Source organism: Lottiidibacillus patelloidae (assembly GCF_002262935.1).
Taxonomy (GTDB): Bacteria; Bacillota; Bacilli; order Bacillales; family SA5d-4; genus Lottiidibacillus; species Lottiidibacillus patelloidae.
The window spans coordinates 610,292-631,352 of record NZ_NPIA01000001.1; the positions used below are offsets into that span (position 1 = coordinate 610,292).

Genomic DNA, 21,061 nt, shown 5'->3' on the forward strand with positions numbered 1-21,061 from the left:
ATAAATGGAACAACAAAAACGTTCGTTTTCAATGGAATGGGCTGGTCGTGAACTTACAGTTGAAACTGGCCAACTTGCAAAACAAGCAAACGGTGCTGTTTTAGTTAAATATGGTGAATCTGTTGTATTATCTACAGCAACAGCTTCAAAGCACCCAAAAGATATTGGTTTTTTCCCACTTCAAGTAAATTATGAAGAGCGATTATACGCAGCTGGTAAAATCCCAGGAGGATTTATTAAGCGTGAGGGAAGACCTAGTGAAAAAGCGGTACTTGCAGGAAGATTAATTGATCGACCGATTCGTCCGTTATTCCCTGATGGTTTCCGTAATGAATTACAAGTTGTTAGTATTGTCATGAGTGTTGATCAAAATTGTTCGACTGAAATGGCTGCAATGGTAGGTTCTTCTTTAGCACTTTCCATTTCTGACATTCCTTTTTCAGGACCAATAGCAGGAGTTACTGTTGGACGAATTGGTGGCGAATTCATCATAAATCCAACTGTAGAACAACAAGAACAAAGTGAAATGAATTTAGTTGTTGCTGGTACAAAGGATGCAATTAACATGGTTGAAGCTGGCGCAAAAGAAGTACCAGAGGAAATTATGTTAGAAGCTATTGTTTTTGGTCATGAAGAAATTAAGAAATTAATTGCTTTCCAAGAACAAATTGTTGCTGAAATTGGTAAAGAGAAAATGGAAGTTGAACTAAAAGGAACGAATGCTTCATTAGAAGAAGATCTACGTCCTAAAGCATATAGCCGTATTCAAGAAGCGGTAAAAGTGTTTGAAAAGCATGCAAGGGAAGAAGCAATATCTACTGTTATAAATGAGGTAGTTGCTGAATATGAAGCGATGGACGAGCTAGAAGAAAAAGACGCTGTCGTTCGTGAAGTAAAAGAAATCTTACAAAAGTTTGTGAAAGAAGAAGTTCGTCGCTTAATTACGAAGGAAAAGGTTCGTCCTGACGGTCGTAATATTGATGAAATTCGTCCACTTTCTACAGAAACTTCTGTTTTACCTAGAACACATGGTTCTGGATTATTTACTAGAGGTCAAACTCAAGCGTTAAGTATTTGTACATTAGGACCATTAGGTGATGTTCAAATTCTTGATGGTTTAGGTATAGAAGAATCGAAACGTTTTATGCACCATTATAATTTCCCTAATTTTAGTGTTGGAGAAACAGGACCAATTCGTGGACCAGGTCGTCGTGAAATTGGCCATGGTGCACTAGGAGAAAAAGCTCTAGAACCTGTTATTCCTTCTGAAGCTGACTTCCCTTACACGATTCGTTTAGTATCTGAAGTATTAGAATCAAATGGATCATCTTCACAGGCTAGTATTTGCGGAAGTACGTTAGCAATGATGGATGCTGGAGTTCCAATTAAAGCACCAGTAGCAGGAATTGCAATGGGCTTAATTATGGAAGGTGAAGATTATACTGTCTTAACTGATATTCAAGGAATGGAAGATCACTTAGGTGATATGGACTTTAAAGTAGCTGGTACAGAGCATGGTATTACTGCCTTACAAATGGATATCAAGATTGCTGGTATTACTCGTGAAATCTTTGAAGAAGCATTAGCACAAGCGAAAAAAGGGCGTATGGAAATTTTAGATCATATGGCAACTACAATTTCTGGTCCTCGCCAAGAGCTTTCTAAACATGCTCCAAAAATTATTACGATGGCAATTAAACCAGACAAGATCCGTGATGTAATTGGACCAAGTGGAAAAATGATTAACAAAATCATTGAAGAAACTGGCGTGAAAATTGACATTGAACAAGATGGTACAGTTTTCATTGCATCAGTGGACCAAGCGATGAATGAAAAAGCGAAGAAAATCATTGAAGATTTAGTTCGCGAAGTGGAAGTAGGAACTACGTATTTAGGTAAAGTAAAACGAATTGAAAAGTTCGGAGCCTTCGTTGAAATCTTCAAAGGAAAAGATGGTTTAGTTCACATTTCGGAACTTGCAGAAGAGCGAGTAGGAAAAGTTGAAGACATCTTAAAGCTTGGAGACGAAATAATGGTTAAGGTTACTGAAATTGATAATCAAGGCCGTGTTAATTTATCTCGTAAAGCAGTTCTTAAAGAACAAAAGGCTGCAGAGGAACAAAAATCATAAAACATACTCAAAAGCTTAAGGAGAATAAAATTCCCCTTAAGCTTTTTTTGTTATTGAGACACTTCTTCTCATACAGATGTATTGTTTCTTTTGTTCTACCTTGTCCGTTTCATACATAATTTTTAGTACAAGGGGGGAACGATATGAGTAAAGGTAGGTATAATGTAATTGCATTTATTATTATTGCGTTAATATCAATTGGTTCAATCGAAAATCCATTTACGACAAGTTATGTCGAGCAAATAAAAGACTTATCAGTAGTAGCTTCAAAACAGAAAGATGAGTTATATATAGAAATACAAGATAAGGCTAGTAAATATGAAGTAAAAGCAAAAGACGCCGTCTTAGATCCCGTTTGGAAGGCTACTCCAGGTTACAATGGAAAACAAGTAGATATAGATGCATCATATAAGGCCATGAAAAAAGATGGGGTATTTAATGAGGAAAAGCTTGTATATAAGCAAGTGAAACCAACCGTTCACTTAGAAGATTTACCTCCATCTCCTGTATATCGTGGTAACCCTGATAAACCAATGGTTGCTCTGCTTATTAATGTAGCTTGGGGAAATGAGTATTTACCTAAAATGGTCGATGTCTTAAAAAAACATCAAGTTCGCAGTACTTTTTTTCTGGAAGGTAATTGGGTGAAAAAAAATGCTGATCTAACCAAAATGCTATACGATGAAGGGCACGAACTTGGTAACCACTCCTTTTCTCACCCAGATATGAAAAAATTAAGTGCTAATCGAATTCGTGAGCAATTACAAAAAACAAATGATGTCATCGAGGAAACGATAGGGAAGAAGCCGAAGTGGTTTGCTCCACCTAGTGGGAGTTACCGAGATGAAGTGGTTAAAATCGCTAATGAAATGGGTATGTACACCATTCTCTGGTCTGTAGATACTGTGGATTGGAAAAAACCAAATGCAACGGAAATGATGAATCGTGTACTTCGCAAAGTTCATCCAGGGGCGATGATATTAATGCATCCTACAGAACCAACTGCAGAAGGGTTGGAATTGTTAATAGAAGGTTTAAAAGCGAAAGGGTATTCCATTGGAACAGTAACGCAATTATTAAGCGAGGCTCGTATTGATAAATAATAAGAAATAGTGGTATATTGAGTCATAGTATTTCATGCCAAATAAAGCATGATTATCCAGTTACTATTTTATTCAACATTATACATGCAGGAGGAACAAATTTGATTACAAAACATACATGTTCAAATGGTGTAAGAATCGTTTTAGAGAAAATCCCAACAGTAAGGTCGGTTGCAATTGGAGTTTGGATCGGTACGGGTTCACGCTCAGAAAATAAAGCTAACAATGGTGTATCACACTTTCTAGAGCACATGTTCTTTAAAGGAACTACAAATCGTTCAGCGAAAGAAATTGCTGAATCATTCGATAGCATTGGTGGTCAAGTAAATGCATTTACTTCAAAAGAGTATACTTGCTATTATGCAAAAGTGTTAGATAGCCACTCACAATATGCTCTAGATGTACTTGGAGATATGTTTTTCAATTCTACTTTTGATGAAGAAGAATTAAAAAAAGAGAAAAATGTAGTCCTTGAAGAGATAAAAATGTACGAAGATGCACCAGATGACATCATTCATGATTTATTGGCGCAAGCAAGTTTCGGCGACCACCCATTAGGGTATCCAATATTAGGTACTCAAGAAACATTAGAGAGTTTCAATGGTGATTCACTTCGAAAGTATATGAATGATTATTATACACCTGAAAACGTTGTAATTTCAGTCGCAGGTAATGTTGAAGATGACTTTATAAATGAAGTAGAAAAGCTATTTGGTACATATAAAACGACTGGAAGCTCAGAAAACATTGAAAAACCTAGCTTCTTAGGAGAACATCTTAAGAGAAAGAAAGAAACAGAACAAGCGCATGTTTGTTTAGGCTTTGACGGACTTGCATTAGGAGATAAGAAAAATTACGACATGATCGTTGTAAACAACGTTCTTGGTGGAAGTATGAGTAGTCGATTATTTCAAGATGTTCGTGAACAACGTGGGTTAGCTTATTCTGTATTTTCTTATCACTCTACTTTCCAAGATAACGGCTTATTGACTATATATGCTGGAACAGCTCCTAAGCAACTTGATTACTTATTAGAAACGATGACGAATTCTTTAGAGCAATTAAAGCGTGAAGGAATAACTGAAAAAGAATTAAATAATAGCAAAGAGCAATTAAAAGGAAACTTAATGCTTAGCTTAGAAAGTACAAATAGTCGAATGAGCAGAAATGGTAAAAATGAATTAATGTTAGGTAGACATCGTTCTTTAGATGAAATTGTTCAATTAATTAACGAAGTTTCAATGGAAAGTGTTAACCAATTAACGAAAGATATCTTTAATGATAAGTATTCAAAAGCAGTAATAAGTCCGTTACAATAAAAGTGAAGCACACAACTAATGTTGTGTGCTTTATTTTATTACGTTAGAATGGAAAGTATATAAATAGGCGGGGGAACGATTTAAGCATGAAAAACTTTATTTTAAAAGCGTTATTATACGTAGGTTTATTAGCATTAATAGCAACGCCAATTTTCTTTTCTGCTAATAAAGATATGACAACGAAAGAAGAACCAGAAATTAAAGAAGAAGAAAATAAAGTAAATCCAGATGATTTACTTAAAGATGATGATGAAGAAGGTAATGAAAAAGAAAATTACGAAGTTGTTAAGTTTTATTCTTATGATGAAAAAGTACGGTTCACAATTTTAAATACAGCCGGATATCCACCGCTTGCTTTAGAGTCATTGAAACGTGATTTGGATATCGTTTATAAAGATATTAACTTTGAAACAAAGGACTATTTTTCACAGCAATCTGAAGTCTATGTTACGTTAAAAGTCGATCTTGGTGCGGAAGATATGTTAGAGGCTGGAAGCGGATATATGAACTTATACAATTATGATCCGGAAACAGAATGGCTGCACTACTTAACCGTTCAAGCGATATTTAAAGATGACCAATATTATAAAGAATATAGCAGGTTGCCGAGAGAAATTTTAGCGCTCTACTTTGAAATTTTTTATGGCGTTGTCGATGCTGATCCATATGCTTCGGAATTTATTTCGTATTTAGATGAGGAAGGTCATCGAATCCCTTTAAAAGATCTGCTATCTGCTGAAAAGTACAACGCATCTGCCTATGATGAATACGTTACTGAAGAAATTTTAATGGAATATGAAATTAATTATTATTGGTTCGTGCATTTACAAGCAATCTCATTTGCAACTTTCTTTATAGATACGTATGGGATGGATGACTTTGCTTCTTTATATGATCATGAAGACTTAGTAATGGCGGTCGAAGAAATTTCAGGTAAGTCATTATCAGCACTTGAGAAAGAGTGGCTCGATTATATCGAACTGAATTATATGGAAAGCGATAATGATTCTGACAGTTTATAATACAAGGAATTGGAACCTCTTAGAAAGCTGCTATAGGCTTTTAAAGGGGTTTTTTAGTGCCAAAATCAACTTCGATACTAAAATGTTCTAACTAATAATTTCTATCCATAAACTAGTAGTAGTACAATCACAAGGGGTGTATTGCTGTGAGACTAAGTCAATTAGGTGGAAAAGAAATTATCGACTTAAAGAATGGAGAACGGCTTGGAGTACTTGGTGAAACAGATTTAGAAATTGATGATCGAACAGGTCATATTAAAGCACTTTTAATTCCAGTACCTAGAGTGTTTGGTTTTAAAAAAGATAAAGAAGAAGTAAAAATATATTGGAAACACATAAAAAAAATTGGTACTGACATGATTATTATTGATGATACTAATCGCTAAGGCGCACTGCAAATTTGCAGTGCGTTTTTTAATTCACCAACTTATTAATTAGTACATAAGATGTGATGAAGAACGAGAAAATTGAGCATTTCCCCTATTTTAAAAGACATAGGAATGGGAAGGGGGATTTTATTATGTTAACTGGAATGCATATTGCAATTATTGGTGGGGATGCTAGACAGCTTGAAATTATCCGGAAGTTCACTGAAATGGACGCGAAACTTTCATTAATAGGTTTTGACCAATTGGACCACGGCTTTACTGGAGCGACGAAAGGAAAAATGGAAGAAGTTGATTTTTCCGAATTTGACGCGATTATTTTACCAGTAAGCGGTACTAGTGATAAAGGTGAAGTGGATACGATATTTTCAAATGAAACGATAAGGCTTACTGAAGAACAATTAAAGAATACACCAGCACATTGTACAGTTTATTCAGGAATTAGTAATGAATACTTGGAAAACTGTACGAAAGATGCTCAAAGAAATCTAATAAAACTATTTGAGCGTGATGATGTTGCCATTTATAATTCGATTCCTACAGTAGAAGGAACGATTATGATGGTAATCCAAAATACAGATATAACTATTCATCAATCAAACCTTATTGTATTAGGTTTAGGGAGAGTTGGAATGTCTGTAGCTAGGACATTTGCTGCATTGGGAGCTAATGTTAAAGTAGGTGCCCGTCGTACTGAACACCTTGCAAGAATTTCAGAAATGGGATTAAAGCCATTTCATATTTCAGAATTAGAAAATGAAGTATGTGATACAGACGTATGTATCAATACGATTCCATACCAAGTGTTAACGGCTTCCGTTTTATCGAAAATGCCGTCACATACATTAATTATTGATTTGGCATCAAAGCCAGGTGGTACCGATTTTAGGTACGCAGAAAAAAGAGGCATTAAAGCATTTTTAGCACCTGGTCTACCAGGGATTGTAGCACCTAAAACAGCAGGTAAAATTGTTGCAAATGTACTCTCATCATTATTATTAGAGTTAAACGAAAAGCGAGAGGAGAGTGACTCATGAGTGTAAAAGGAAAGCGCATCGGCTTTGGTTTAACAGGATCCCATTGTACGTATGAAGCGGTTATGCCACAAATTGAGCGACTAATGAAAGAAGGCGCAGAAGTAGTTCCTGTCGCCACATATACAGTAGAAAATACTAATACTCGTTTTGGTGATGGGTCTCTATGGTTTGAAAAAGTAGAAGAAGTTACAGGGAAGAAAATTATTAATTCTATTGTAGCTGCAGAGCCATTAGGACCTAAAATGCCATTAGATTGTATGGTAATTGCCCCTTTAACGGGAAATTCAATGAGTAAGCTTGCCAATGCATTAACAGATTCAGCAGTAATTATGGCAGCAAAGGCAACGTTGAGAAATTTAAAACCTGTCGTACTCGGAATATCAACAAATGACGGACTCGGATTAAACGGAATGAATTTAATGAAATTAATGGCAACTAAAAACATCTATTTTATCCCCTATGGCCAAGATGCTCCTGAAAAGAAACCTAATTCACTAGTAGCTAGAATGGATGAATTAGTACCTACCGTGGAAGCTGCCCTTGAAGGAAAGCAACTTCAACCAGTGTTAGTTGAAAGATATTTAGATGATATTAAGTAGTCAGTTGAAACGAATCCTGTTTATTGTGATAGAATGATTTTATATTCTTTATGCTAGTAAAGGGGAAACGCATTGTTTCTCCTTCATTGATGTATAAATGTTCTATTTAGGAGGAAATAAACATGACAACAACTAACAAAAAATTCCACGTTGCTGTAGTAGGTGCTACTGGAGCAGTTGGGCAAACAATGATTTCAACACTTATTGAAAGAAATTTTCCAATCGGGAAACTAACTTTACTTTCGTCAAAACGTTCAGCTGGTAAAGAAGTTGAAGTAAATGGAGAAATGATAACGGTAAAAGAAGCAACACCTGAAAGCTTTGAAGGAGTGGATATTGCACTATTTTCTGCTGGTGGATCTGTTTCAAAAGAGTTAGCTCCAGAAGCGGTAAAAAGAGGAGCAATAGTTGTCGATAATACGAGTGCTTTTCGTATGACTGAAAATGTCCCTTTAGTAGTTCCAGAAGTAAACCCAGAAGATTTAGATACGCATGAAGGAATTATTGCTAATCCAAACTGCTCTACTATTCAAATGGTTGTAGCACTTGAGCCTATTCGTAAACAATATGGCTTAAAGAAAGTAATTGTATCAACGTATCAAGCAGTATCAGGTTCTGGTGCAAAAGCAATCCAAGAGTTAGAAAAGCAAACGAAAGCTTACTTTGATGAAGGTGAAATCAAGGCTGAAGTTTATCCACATCAAATAGCATTTAACGCAATACCACAAATTGATGTCTTTCAAGACAATGGATTTACGTATGAAGAAATGAAAATGATTAATGAAACGAAAAAAATAATGCATATGCCTGGTCTTGAAGTGGCCGCTACTTGTGTACGTATACCTGTACAAAATAGCCACTCAGAGTCGGTATATATTGAAATTGAGAATGAAGAAGTATCTGTGAGTGAGCTTCAGCAATTAATGAAAACAGCTGAAGGAATTACATTACAAGATGACCCAGCGCAACTTGAATATCCGATGCCATTTCCTGCAGCAGGTAAAAAAGATGTATTTGTCGGTCGCATCAGAAAAGATTTAGACCGAAAAAATGGATTTCATTTATGGATTGTTTCCGACAATCTATTAAAAGGTGCTGCGTGGAATTCCGTACAAATAGCTGAAACTCTAGTAAAGCGGGGTCTCTTGAATTAACATTAAGAGGTGTCCGAATGAATATTATCGTTCAAAAATTTGGAGGTACATCCTTAAAGGATGAAGATGGTAGAAAGCATGCACTAAAACATGTTAATAAAGCCATTAAACAAGGAAATAAAGTTGTAGTTGTCGTTTCTGCAATGGGCCGTAATGGTGATCCATATGCAACGGACACACTATTTAGCTTAATTGCAGCAAGGCAATCATACACTTCATATAGAGAGCAAGATTTACTGTTATCTTGCGGTGAGACGATTTCATCCATCGTCTTTTCAAGTTTACTAAATCAAGCGAATATTAAAGCGACTGCGCTAACTGGCGGTCAGGCAGGTTTTAAAACGAATAATGATTTTGGTAACGCGAAGATCATTAATATGAAATGCGATCGAATCATGAATGAGTTAAAAAGTCATGATGTTGTCGTAGTAACGGGCTTTCAAGGAGCAACAGAGAGTGGCGAAATTACTACACTTGGACGTGGAGGAAGTGACACTTCTGCAGCTGCGTTAGGAGCAGCATTAGAAGCGGAATATATTGATATTTTTACAGATGTTGAAGGTGTAATGACTGCTGATCCAAGGATTGTTTCCGATGCTAGACCACTTTCAGTTGTTACGTATACGGAAATATGCAACATGGCTTACCAAGGAGCAAAGGTAATTCATCCTCGGGCAGTTGAAATTGCTATGCAGGCTAAAATTCCAATGCGAATTAGGTCTACTTATTCCGATGGTGTCGGTACTTTAGTAACGACATTAACAAAACGAACTGGTTTAAATATAAACGAACGCTTAGTGACAGGTATTGCGCAAGTATCCAATGTTACACAAATAAAAGTATTTGCAAAAGAAGGACAATACGACTTACAGGCGAAAGTATTTAAAGCAATGGCCGAAGAAAAGATTAGCGTTGATTTTATAAATATATCACCGCTAGGGGTCGTATATACTGTAATGGATGGAATGGCAAATCGAGCACAAAACAAACTTGAATCATTAGGGTATGAGCCTCAAGTCACTCGTAAATGTGCTAAAATATCTGCAGTAGGTGCTTCTATCGCTGGCGTGCCAGGAGTAACAGCTAAAATTGTTGATGCCTTAGCAAATGAAGGTGTGCAAATTTTACAGTCTGCAGATAGTCATACGACAATATGGGTATTAGTAAAAGAAGAAGAAATGGCTAGTGCAGTAAATGCCTTGCACAAAGCTTTTGAATTACAAATTGATAAACAACGCAAATCTGTATAAAGGAGTTGGGGGAAATTGAATTTTGGGCAAGTGTTAACAGCAATGGTAACTCCGTTCGATAATAAGTTAAACATTGATTTTCAAAAAACTACAAAATTGGTGAACTACTTAATTGAAAACGGAACGGATGCATTAGTGATATGTGGGACGACAGGGGAGTCTCCGACATTGACGACAGAGGAAAAGGTAGCTTTATATCAGCACGTTGTAAAAACAGTGGATGGTAGGGTACCTGTAATAGCTGGAACAGGATCAAACAATACAAAAGCTTCAATCGATTTAACAAAGAAAGCTGAAGAAGCTGGTGTTGACGCCGTAATGTTGGTAGCACCTTACTATAATAAACCTAGTCAAGAAGGGCTATATCAACATTTTAAACAGATAGCAAGTTCAACTAAATTACCGGTTATGATCTATAATATTCCTGGTAGATCTGTTGTCGATATTCAGCTAGATACGATCATTAGTTTATCGAAAATTAGCAATATTGTTTCCATTAAAGAAGCGACAAACAATTTAGATCGAATGGCTGCAATAATTGATCAAACGCCAGATGACTTCTCTGTCTATTCAGGAGACGATAGTTTAACATTGCCAGTATTAGCTATAGGTGGAACGGGAATTGTTTCAGTTGCCTCACACGTATTAGGATTGGAAATGCAACAAATGGTTAATGATTTTAAGTCAGGAAAAGTAGAAGAAGCAGCAAAGCTTCATCGAAGTCTTGTTCCTAAAATGAATGGACTATTTATGGCACCAAGTCCTGGCCCAGTGAAAACAGCATTACAGATAAAAGGGCTTGATGTTGGGTCAGTAAGACTTCCACTAGTTCCTTTAACAGAAAAAGAACGTAAGATGGTAGTAGATTTAATTAAATAACCAAGAAAGAAAAGCAAACGGTTGAAGGAATCGTTTGCTTTTCTTATTTTTCTGTAAAGCATTGGTAGGTTCGTCGCTTGTTTTATCGGCTGTTCATCATGTATAATGTCTTTAATGTGGTTGGTCGGGAATTAAGTTCGTTTTTTTATTGTTCTTTTTTTACATAGGTACGGAAAAAAATAATGTAATTGCGACATAACAACATTTTTTATTTCTTATTTTTGCTGGAAATAAAAACATGTCAATCGTGTATACAGATATATATATAAATTAGGAGGAACAACAGTGGCAGTAGATAACAAAGAGAATATAAAAGTTTTTGCCTTAGGAGGAGTAGGTGAAATCGGGAAAAACATGTACGTCGTTGAAGTCAATGAAGACATCATTATCATCGACGCCGGTTTGATGTTCCCGAAAGAAGAAATGTTAGGAATTGATAAGGTTATTCCTGATATCACTTATTTACTTGAAAATGAAAAACGTATTAGAGGAATTTTCCTTACTCATGGACATGAAGATCATATTGGCGGATTACCGTACGTTTTAAGAGAATTATCAGTCCCAGTATACGGCACTAAGCTTACGCTTGGATTAGTTGGGCATAAGTTAACAGAAGCTGGCTTAATTGAAAAAGTGAAATTAGTTGAGATAAATTCAAACTCAATAATTAAAGCGGGAGATACTAAAGTTACATTTTTCCGTACAAATCATAGTATTCCAGATTCTGTTGGAGTTAGTGTCCACACTAGTAAGGGTGCTATTGTCCATACAGGTGACTTTAAATTTGATTTTACACCTGCTGATGGAAAACATGCAGATATGCAAAAAATGGCTCAACTCGGAGAGAATGGTGTTTTATGCTTACTTTCAGACAGTACAAATGCTGAAAAAGCTGGATACACTGGTTCAGAAACATCTGTCGGTCATAAAATCTCTGATGTTTTTTATGAATCGAAAGGTCGAGTAATTATTGCTTCATTCGCTTCCAATATTCATCGTATTCAACAAATATTAGATGCAGCAATTGCGAATCAACGTAAAGTTGCCGTAGTCGGCAGAAGTATGGAAAACGTCGTTAGAATTGCTTCTGAATTAGGATACCTATCGTTCCCGAAAGAACAAATTATTGATATTACGGAAGTGCCTAATTATGATGATGACAAAGTAGCAATCTTATCAACAGGTAGCCAAGGTGAGCCGATGGCAGCACTTTCTAGAATGGCTAGACATGCACACCGCCAAGTTCAAATTAAACATGGTGATACTGTCATTATTGCAGCCACTCCAATCCCAGGTAATGAAACATCAATTTCTAAAATAATCGACTTATTGTTCCGTGCTGGTGCGAATGTTATTTATGGTCAGGATGTTGTCCATGTATCAGGACACGGAAGTCAAGAAGAACTAAAACTGATGCTAAACTTAATGAAACCAAAATACTTAGTGCCAGTTCATGGTGAATATCGTATGCAAAAAGCCCATGCTGACTTAGCAGTTAGTGTCGGTACCCCGAGACATCATATTTTCTTAGTAGAAAAAGGTGATGTCATCGAAATTAAAGATGGTCATGCACGTAAAGGTAGTAAAGTACCATCAGGAGATGTATTAATTGATGGTTTAGGTGTCGGTGACATCGGCAATATCGTATTAAGAGATAGACGATTACTTTCGCAAGATGGAGCTTTAGTAGTGGTCGTTACGTTAAGCAAAGGTAAACGAAAAGTTCTTGCTGGACCAGAAGTTATAACACGTGGATTTGTTTATGTTCGTGAATCTGAAGAACTTTTAGTAGAAGCGAATAAAGTCGTTTCAAAAGTGTTAGATGGATGGATGTCTAATCAAGGGCATGAATGGTCTTCGTTAAAAGCAGGAATTCGCGATGGTTTAGGCCAATATTTATTTGAAAAAACACGTCGTCGTCCAATGATCTTACCTATAATTATGGAAGTTTAAATATAACTAACAGTGTCAAAGTACTGATTTAATCAGAGCTTTGGCATTTTTTATTTCTATCTTGGAAGAAACGAAGAGTTCGTATGAAACAACTTAGACGTGTTTATACTAGAAATAGCGTTAGGAAAGGAGACAGGGAACATGGCCGAAGAACCGCAGAAAAAAGAAGAAACGAAAGATTCAATTGTAGATAAAATTCAACAGCTAGGTCAAACGAATATACCACAAATGGAACAATCCAATATTCATTGCTTAACCATTATTGGGCAAATTGAAGGACATATACAATTGCCGCCGCAAAATAAAACGACTAAATATGAACATATCATCCCTCAAATTGTTGCTCTTGAACAAAACCCGAAAATAGAGGGTGTTTTGTTGTTGTTAAATACAGTAGGTGGAGATGTCGAAGCTGGGTTAGCACTTTCTGAAATGATTGCTTCACTCTCAAAACCTACCGTTTCTTTAGTATTAGGTGGTGGACATTCCATAGGTGTACCTATTGCTGTATCGTCTGATTATTCATTCATTGCGCCATCTGCTACAATGACGATTCATCCAGTTCGGTTAACAGGTTTGGTAATAGGTGTGCCACAAACATTTGAATACTTAGACAAAATGCAAGAACGTGTCGTTAATTTTGTAATTGACCATTCTAATATTTCTGAAGAAAAATTCAAAGAGTTAATGTTATCCAAAGGGAACTTAACTCGAGATATTGGAACTAATGTCGTAGGAAATGATGCGGTAAGCTATGGCTTAATTGATGAAGTAGGTGGAGTTGGAGAAGCAATAAGAAAGTTAAATGAACTTATTGAAGAATATCGTGGTAATAAAAACGGAGAGATTTTACAATGATCTTATATACGTGTATGCCCCAAGAAATGGTCTATCCAACTGCTAGCGATGAATTTTTAAATCAATCAATTATTACTTATAAAGGTGTTCCAGTAGTTGTTGATAAATCGGAAGAAGGACAATATAAAATTGTTAGATTACTGAGTACAGACCCAAATGATTATTTAAATGGAGCATATTCACCAGGAACAATGATTGAACTTACTTTCTAGGGCTCTCTTTAAACAGTAGTTTGTCCGATTGCATTATGCTATAATTAATACAACTTTTTAAGCAGCCAGAATACGCTTGGCTGCTTTTTCTATCATTACATAACTAGAGGCGTATGTTCGCTTTAAAGGCGGATAATGGGGTGAACAAGCATGGCAAAACGAAAAAGAAAATCAAAAAAGAAGCAAAATTGGAAAGAGCAAATCACTTATGAACTGCTTGGGCTTTTAATGCTTGCTTCTGTAGTTATTGCGTTTGAAAAACTTGGTGTTGTAGGTAAAGTAATAAATCACGCCTTGTTGTTTCTAGCAGGTTCCTATTATGGACTATTACTTTTCGGATTATTTTTATTGTCCTTATACTTAATTATTAAAAGAAAATGGCCGAAATTTTTCTCTCGTAGGTTAATCGGCGCCTATATACTAGTTTTCTCATTATTGTTGTTAAGTCATGTAACACTATTTGAAATCCTTTCAAACGGTGTTGGTTGGAGAAAGCCGTCTGTTCTTTATCAAACTTGGGACTCATTTTTTATTCAATTAAACAATGGCTATTCTGATGTAAACGCACTTGGCGGAGGTATGATTGGAGCTATTGGGTATGCGTTTTTCCACGTACTATTCGATTCGGTTGGAACAAAGATTGTTGCGTTTTTCTTAATGATTATCTCCTTTATGCTAATTACAGGAAAATCTTTAAACGAAGTGGCCCAAAAATACTTTTCACCGATTTATAAAAATATGAAAATCTTCAGTAGGAATCGCGTTAATGCAAGTAAGAAAGGTGTAACAAATCTATTTACAAAGTTAAAAACAATGAAAGAAAAAGATGCAGAAAATGATGAAGATGAAACAGATGTGGAATATATTGTTCCTACAGAAGAAATTGTAGAAACAATTGATATTAGGAATGTCGACAATGAAAAACATGAACCAATCATAGCTGATTTTCAAGAAAATACGAAAACGGAAAATGAAAATAATATAGCACAACAATCTGAAACCGAATCTCCTGTCCAACAAAATATAAATAAAGATGGTGGGAAAGAAGATTTACCAAAGAAAGCACTAGTCTTAAATGAAGTAGAAAATAAAGATTATAAGCTGCCACCACATTCGCTATTGTCTTCACCAAAAGCAAAGGGGCAGCATCGAGAGCGACAACAAATTCAAGCAAATGCAAAAAAACTAGAACGAACTTTTCAGAGCTTCGGTGTGAAAGCTAAAGTATTGAAAATCCACTTAGGACCTGCAGTTACAAAATATGAAGTGTACCCTGATGTTGGAGTTAAAGTTAGTAAGATAGTAAATTTAGCAGATGATTTGGCTTTAGCATTAGCAGCAAAAGATATTCGAATTGAAGCACCAATTCCAGGTAAATCGGCTGTAGGTATCGAAGTGCCAAACAGTGAAGTTTCAATGGTCTCGTTGCGAGAAGTTCTTGAAGCAGGAAACATAAAAGAAAGTGCTTCAAAACTTGCTATTGTCCTAGGTCGTGATATTTCTGGTGAACCAATTGTTGCAGAACTAAATAAAATGCCTCACTTATTAGTTGCGGGTTCAACTGGTAGTGGGAAAAGTGTTTGTATCAATGGAATAATTACTAGTATATTGATGAGGGCTAAACCTCATGAAGTTAAATTAATGATGATTGATCCAAAAATGGTAGAATTGAATGTCTACAATGGTATTCCTCATTTGCTATCACCAGTTGTCACAGAACCTAAACGTGCTGCCCAGGCATTAAAGCGTGTTGTAAATGAAATGGAACGCCGGTATGAACTTTTCTCACATTCAGGAACTAGAAATATTGAAGGGTATAACGAGTATATTCGTCGTCACAATAAAGAAAGTGAAGCTAAACAGCCTGAGTTACCATATATCGTTGTAATTGTTGATGAATTAGCAGATTTGATGATGGTTGCATCTGGAGATGTTGAAGATGCGATTACAAGACTTGCGCAAATGGCTCGTGCGGCAGGAATTCATTTAATTATTGCAACACAACGTCCGTCAGTTGATGTTATTACTGGTGTAATTAAAGCAAATATACCATCTAGAATTGCCTTCGGTGTTTCATCACAAACGGATTCTAGAACAATAATTGATATGGGTGGAGCGGAAAAACTTCTAGGACGAGGAGACATGTTATTCTTACCTGTAGGCTCATCGAAACCTACAAGGATTCAAGGTGCTTTCCTATCTGATGAAGAGGTTGAAGCAGTAGTAAATTATGTAATTTCTCAACAAAAAGCACAATACCAACAAGATATGATTCCTACGGATAATGAAGTGCAACAACAACCAGAAGTGGAAGATGAACTTTACGATGATGCTGTTCAATTGGTAACAGAAATGCAAACAGCATCCGTTTCTATGCTACAACGCCGTTTTCGTATTGGATATACAAGAGCTGCGAGGTTAATTGATGCAATGGAATTACATGGTGTAGTAGGCCCATATGAAGGTAGTAAGCCTAGAGAAGTATTAGTATCGAAATTAGAAGAAGCAAGCTCAGAATAAGTGAGGAACGTAAATGTCAATAAAGTCCGATAATCGCCATTTATATTTACAAGTAATAGACCATTTGAAAAAAGATATTAATGGAGGTGAATACAAAGAAGGTGAAAAACTGCCGTCTGAATTTATCTTGTCAAAAAAATTAGGCATTAGCCGTGCCACATTAAGAGAAGCACTGCGAATTTTGGAAGATGAAGGGTTTGTCACTAGAAGGCATGGCGTAGGTACATTCGTTAATGCAAAGCCACTTTTCACATCTGGGATTGAAGAATTATACAGTGTAACTGAAATGATAAATAGGGTAGGTAAAAAAGCGGGTACGACTTTTTTATCGTCTAATTTTGAAGAAGGCTCAGAGGAAGAGTTAAAAAGGTTTAACATTCAAGAAAAAGAGGATATGCTTGTCGTTGAACGAGTGCGAACAGCCGATGGTTTGCCGGTTGTCTACTGCTTGGATAAAATTCCGTCTTCAGTTCTCCCTGAAGCTTATCAATATTCTGAGGAATCGCTTTTTAATGTGTTAGAAGTAGAGGCGAATCGTCATGTTGCCTATGCAGTTACGAAAATAGAGCCGATCGGCTATCATGAAAAAATCTCACCAATCTTACAGTGCGATCCTGAGACAGCACTTTTAGTATTAAAACAAATGCATTATGATGATGGAGACCAACCAATATTATATTCTGTAAACTACTTTAGAGCAGATAAATTTAGTTTCCATGTCATGCGCAAGCGTGTATAAATTAACCCGTTCATCTTGAATGGGTTTTTCTTTTACGCTGCTAATCGCTCGCATTTCGCTTTTCTTATTTGCATATGTTTACTGTAGCATTGGATACAATAGGTATAATTAAGTTTTTAGATAGAAGGGAGATATTTAATGAGCGCTGTTGTACATAACAAAGTAGAATTACATGGCATAACTTTACATGCGATAGAAACCCCAAAGTATAAAACAAATACGATTGTCTTAAAATGTAAAGCTCCTCTTTCGGAAGAAACTGTTACAGCAAGAGCATTAATACCTCATGTTTTACAAAGTGGAACTAAAAATCATCCTAGTCGAGAGAAATTAAGAAGTGCTTTAGAGGAATTATATGGAGCTACGTTTACAGTTGATCTAAGCAAAAAGGGTGATAACCATATCATTACGTTTCGAATGGATGTTGCAAATGAAAAGTTCTTATCAGATCAAACTCCTCTCTTAGAAAAAGCTCTTCAATTGTTTTCAGATATTATTCTACAGCCACTTGTAGAAAACAATGCATTTAAGGAATCGATTGTTGAAGAAGAGAAGCGGGCATTAAAGCAACGTATTCAAGCTATTTATAATGATAAAATGCGTTATGCTAACATGCGTCTAATTCAAGAAATGTGTAAGGAGGAACCTTACCGATTAAATGTGCAAGGAACAATTGAAAAAGCAGATTCGTTAAGTGCTAATCAATTGTATCAGACGTATGAAAATATGTTACGTGCAGATTGTATAGATCTATTCATAGTTGGTGATATCGAATTAAATAAGGTCCAACAAATAACATCTAAATATTTTAAAATTCCTGAGAAACAAAAAGTTAGAGAAGATAACGTAGTGAAACATATCGTTCCGAATAAAGAAAATGTCGTTTTTGAAGAACAAGAAATAAACCAAGGGAAATTACATATTGGCTATCGAACAAATGTAACTTTCAAAGATGAGGATTATTATCCTTTGCAAGTATTCAATGGTATTTACGGTGGATTTTCACATTCAAAGTTATTTATTAACGTTCGTGAAAAAGCTAGCTTAGCGTACTATGCTGCCTCTAGAGTCGAAAGTCATAAAGGATTGTTGCTCGTCATAGCGGGTATTGAATTTTCTAATTATGACCAAGCATTATCAATAATAAAAGAACAAATGCAAGCAATGAAGAGTGGTAACTTTAGCGAAGAAGAATTGTTACAAACGAAATCAGTAATTCGAAACCAAATATTAGAAACGTTAGATAATGCACGGGGAGTAGTAGAAATTTTATATCATAATGTCATTGCTAATACGGATTTATCAATAGATGACATGTTAAGTGGAATTGAAAAAGTTACAAAAGAAGAAGTAATTGAAGTCGCAAATAAAATCCAACTTGACACAGTGTATTTCTTAAGAGGGGAGGGTAAGGAATGAGAGAGATAGTCTTTGAGCAGTTAAATGAAACATTGTATTACGAAAAACTAGAAAACGGCTTAGATGTTTATATTTTACCGAAAGAAGGGTTCAATAAAACATACGCTACCTTCACTACTAAATACGGTTCGATCGACAATCATTTCGTTCCCTTGAAAGAAAAAGATGCAATTAGAGTTCCAGACGGTATTGCACATTTCTTAGAGCATAAATTATTTGAAAAAGAAGATGGAGATGTGTTCCAATCGTTTAGTAAACAAGGTGCATCTGCGAATGCATTTACATCATTTACGAGAACTGCCTATTTATTTTCAAGTACATCAAATGTACTTCCTAATTTAGAAACGCTATTGGACTTCGTGCAAGAGCCATACTTTACCGACCAGACAGTTGAAAAGGAAAAAGGTATAATCGGTCAAGAAATTCGAATGTACGACGACAATGCGGATACAAGGCTGTTTTATGGTTTGATAGGAAACATGTATCACAATCACCCAGTTAAGATAGATATTGCTGGGACAATTGAATCAATTTCAGAAACTACAAAAGAGCATTTATATCAATGTTATGAAACATTCTACCACCCAAGTAATATGCTATTGTTTGTTGTAGGACCTGTTAATCCAAATGAATATTTTTCATTTATTAAAGAAAATCAACAGAAGAAGCAGTTTGAAAAAGAACAACCAATTCAACGATTCTTTGAGAATGAGCCTGAGGCAGTAGTTAAAGCAAAAAGTGAAATAAAAATGCCTATCCAAACACCAAAATGTATGATTGGGTATAAGGCAAAAAAACCTAATCGAAAAGGCAATGAATTATTAAAACATGAGCTTACTGCCAACGTTGCTTTGGATATGTTATTTGGTCAAAGTTCACCACATTACACAATGTTGTATGAAAAAGGATTAATTGATGATTCCTTTTCGTTTGACTATACAGAAGAATATGGTTTTGGTTTTGCGATGATTGGCGGAGATACAACTGATCCTGACGGCTTTGAAAAAGCAATAAAAAATATTATTGCTGAACAAAAGGCGAATGGGTTTGATGAGAAAGTTCTCGACCGGATTCGTAAAAAGAAAATTGGATCTTTTTTAAGGGCACTTAATTCACCTGAGTATATTGCCAACCAATTTACGAGATATAAGTTCAATGACATGGATTTATTTGCTATAGTGAATGTATTGGAGAGCATGACGATTAAAGACGTAAATGATGTCTTACATGTATTATTTGAAAAAGATAGAGAAACAGTTTTTACAATTATGCCAAAGTAAAATATGTAAAGAGAGGCATTGCCTCTCTTTTGTCATTCTTAAGCAAATGGGAGCGGGAGAAAATTGAATAAAACATTACTGATAACAGGAGCAAGTGGTGACATTGGTCAAGCTATCGCGCGTGAACTTGCAACGCAATACCAAACCATTTATTTACATTACAATAAAAATCGTCAGTCAGTTGAAGAAATGAAAAAGGAACTTAACCTAAAAGGAATAAATGTATTTCTAGTTCAGGCCAACTTCTCTAAAAGAGAGGGTGTTTCAACTGCCCTTAAGCAAATACATGATCCAATTGATACTATCATACATAATAGTGGTTCAAGTCAATTTGGTCTTGTGACAGATTTAGAAAATGAGGAGGTTGAAACTTTTGTTCAGCTTCACGTAACTAGTCCTTTCTTATTGTCAAAAGCATTATTACCAAACATGATAAGGGAGAAACAGGGGAAAATTGTTGTTGTTTCTTCTATTTGGGGGCTAACTGGTGCTGCATGTGAAGTTTTATATTCAATGGTAAAAGGTAGCCAAAATGCTTTTGTAAAAGGATTAGCAAAAGAAGTGGCTAGAAGCGGTGTATCCGTTAATGCAGTGGCTCCAGGCGCTATTGAAACAAAAATGATGAGTGGATTTTCAGAAGTTGAAAAAGATGACTTAGCTGATGAAATTCCTCAAGGTAGATTAGGTACACCTAGCGAAGTTGCAAATGTCGTGGCATTTTTAACCTCTGAAAAATCAACATACATTAATGGGCAAATTATCTCGATAAATGGAGCTTGGCATTGTTAACTTTATGGAATAAAAATCTCCCAAAAGCGCATTCTAAGTACGAAGGAACATAAAAGGAGGGAGAACAATGTCTGTTTTAGACAATTGGGATCAATGGAAAAACTTTTTAGGTGACCGCCTTCAACAGGCGCAAGGTGAAGGTATGGATGGTAAGGTAATTTCAGAGGTTGCTTATGAGGTTGGAGAATATTTAGCAGAACAAGTACAAGCGAAAAATCCACAAGAGCAAGTACTTGCTGACTTGTGGAAAGTAGCTTCTGAAGAAGAGCAGCATGCCATTGCAAACATGATGGTTAAGTTAGTTCAAAACGATGGAACACATTAATGAATAATTTGTAGAAGAGAGGATGATTTACATCCTCTTTTCTTATACGCGAATACAAAAAATAGAAAATTCAAAATATTCATCTT

At 35.7% G+C, this 21,061-nt stretch carries 19 protein-coding genes; all 19 read left to right on the forward strand.

Going from position 1 to position 21,061, the window contains the following annotated elements:
* The first annotated feature begins 4 nt into the window (after positions 1 to 4).
* The 19 genes from pnp to CIB95_RS03450 all read left to right on the forward strand — a co-directional run bounded on the left by pnp (position 5) and on the right by CIB95_RS03450 (position 20,975).
* On the forward strand, positions 5 to 2,131 hold the full coding sequence (pnp, locus tag CIB95_RS03360; protein ID WP_094921780.1) for a polyribonucleotide nucleotidyltransferase: 2,127 nt from the start codon (positions 5 to 7) through the stop codon (positions 2,129 to 2,131).
* Positions 2,132 to 2,274: 143 nt separating this feature from the next.
* A complete protein-coding gene (locus CIB95_RS03365) occupies positions 2,275 to 3,234 on the forward strand; it encodes a polysaccharide deacetylase family protein (RefSeq protein WP_094921783.1) in 960 nt (319 codons plus the stop codon).
* A 101-nt stretch (positions 3,235 to 3,335) separates the two neighbouring features.
* Positions 3,336 to 4,553 carry a M16 family metallopeptidase gene (locus CIB95_RS03370; RefSeq protein WP_094921785.1) on the forward strand — a complete coding sequence of 406 codons (1,218 nt, stop codon included), beginning with the start codon at positions 3,336 to 3,338 and terminating at the stop codon, positions 4,551 to 4,553.
* 86 nt (positions 4,554 to 4,639) lie between these two features.
* Complete coding sequence (locus tag CIB95_RS03375; RefSeq protein ID WP_094921788.1) at positions 4,640 to 5,575, forward strand: hypothetical protein; 936 nt, start codon at positions 4,640 to 4,642, stop codon at positions 5,573 to 5,575.
* Between the two features lie 146 nt (positions 5,576 to 5,721).
* Positions 5,722 to 5,961, forward strand: a complete 240-nt coding sequence (locus tag CIB95_RS03380; RefSeq protein WP_094921791.1) for a YlmC/YmxH family sporulation protein — start codon at positions 5,722 to 5,724, stop codon at positions 5,959 to 5,961.
* Positions 5,962 to 6,095: 134 nt separating this feature from the next.
* Entirely contained in the window at positions 6,096 to 6,998 is a 903-nt protein-coding gene (dpaA, locus tag CIB95_RS03385; protein ID WP_094921794.1) for a dipicolinic acid synthetase subunit A, read from the forward strand.
* Positions 6,995 to 7,597, forward strand: a complete 603-nt coding sequence (gene dpaB / locus CIB95_RS03390) for a dipicolinate synthase subunit B (RefSeq protein ID WP_094921796.1) — start codon at positions 6,995 to 6,997, stop codon at positions 7,595 to 7,597. The genes dpaA and dpaB overlap by 4 nt, the downstream gene beginning before the upstream one ends.
* A 122-nt stretch (positions 7,598 to 7,719) precedes the next feature.
* The gene (locus CIB95_RS03395; protein WP_094921799.1) at positions 7,720 to 8,751 is read left to right on the forward strand and encodes an aspartate-semialdehyde dehydrogenase; all 1,032 of its coding nucleotides are present in this window, start codon (positions 7,720 to 7,722) and stop codon (positions 8,749 to 8,751) included.
* A gap of 17 nt (positions 8,752 to 8,768) precedes the next feature.
* Positions 8,769 to 10,001, forward strand: a complete 1,233-nt coding sequence (gene dapG, locus CIB95_RS03400) for an aspartate kinase (protein WP_094921801.1) — start codon at positions 8,769 to 8,771, stop codon at positions 9,999 to 10,001.
* Between the two features lie 15 nt (positions 10,002 to 10,016).
* Positions 10,017 to 10,880, forward strand: a complete 864-nt coding sequence (gene dapA / locus CIB95_RS03405; RefSeq protein WP_269844950.1) for a 4-hydroxy-tetrahydrodipicolinate synthase — start codon at positions 10,017 to 10,019, stop codon at positions 10,878 to 10,880.
* Positions 10,881 to 11,165: 285 nt separating this feature from the next.
* Positions 11,166 to 12,833 carry a ribonuclease J gene (locus CIB95_RS03410; RefSeq protein WP_094921823.1) on the forward strand — a complete coding sequence of 556 codons (1,668 nt, stop codon included), beginning with the start codon at positions 11,166 to 11,168 and terminating at the stop codon, positions 12,831 to 12,833.
* A gap of 141 nt (positions 12,834 to 12,974) precedes the next feature.
* Complete coding sequence (locus CIB95_RS03415; RefSeq protein WP_094921826.1) at positions 12,975 to 13,691, forward strand: ClpP family protease; 717 nt, start codon at positions 12,975 to 12,977, stop codon at positions 13,689 to 13,691.
* A complete protein-coding gene (locus tag CIB95_RS03420; protein WP_094921829.1) occupies positions 13,688 to 13,903 on the forward strand; it encodes a YlzJ-like family protein in 216 nt (71 codons plus the stop codon). Before CIB95_RS03415 ends, CIB95_RS03420 begins: the two co-directional genes overlap by 4 nt.
* Before the next feature lie 150 nt (positions 13,904 to 14,053).
* Entirely contained in the window at positions 14,054 to 16,423 is a 2,370-nt protein-coding gene (locus tag CIB95_RS03425) for an FtsK/SpoIIIE family DNA translocase (RefSeq protein WP_094921832.1), read from the forward strand.
* Positions 16,424 to 16,436: 13 nt separating this feature from the next.
* The gene (locus CIB95_RS03430) at positions 16,437 to 17,162 is read left to right on the forward strand and encodes a GntR family transcriptional regulator (protein WP_094921835.1); all 726 of its coding nucleotides are present in this window, start codon (positions 16,437 to 16,439) and stop codon (positions 17,160 to 17,162) included.
* Positions 17,163 to 17,300: 138 nt separating this feature from the next.
* Positions 17,301 to 18,581 carry an EF-P 5-aminopentanol modification-associated protein YfmF gene (gene yfmF, locus CIB95_RS03435; protein ID WP_094921837.1) on the forward strand — a complete coding sequence of 427 codons (1,281 nt, stop codon included), beginning with the start codon at positions 17,301 to 17,303 and terminating at the stop codon, positions 18,579 to 18,581.
* Positions 18,578 to 19,861: an EF-P 5-aminopentanol modification-associated protein YfmH gene (yfmH, locus tag CIB95_RS03440; RefSeq protein ID WP_094921839.1), complete on the forward strand. Its 1,284-nt coding sequence runs from the start codon at positions 18,578 to 18,580 to the stop codon at positions 19,859 to 19,861. The genes yfmF and yfmH overlap by 4 nt, the downstream gene beginning before the upstream one ends.
* Positions 19,862 to 19,924: 63 nt before the next feature.
* The gene (gene ymfI, locus CIB95_RS03445) at positions 19,925 to 20,650 is read left to right on the forward strand and encodes an elongation factor P 5-aminopentanone reductase (protein WP_094921842.1); all 726 of its coding nucleotides are present in this window, start codon (positions 19,925 to 19,927) and stop codon (positions 20,648 to 20,650) included.
* A 67-nt stretch (positions 20,651 to 20,717) separates the two neighbouring features.
* Positions 20,718 to 20,975, forward strand: a complete 258-nt coding sequence (locus CIB95_RS03450) for a DUF3243 domain-containing protein (RefSeq protein WP_094921845.1) — start codon at positions 20,718 to 20,720, stop codon at positions 20,973 to 20,975.
* Positions 20,976 to 21,061: the final 86 nt, after the last annotated feature.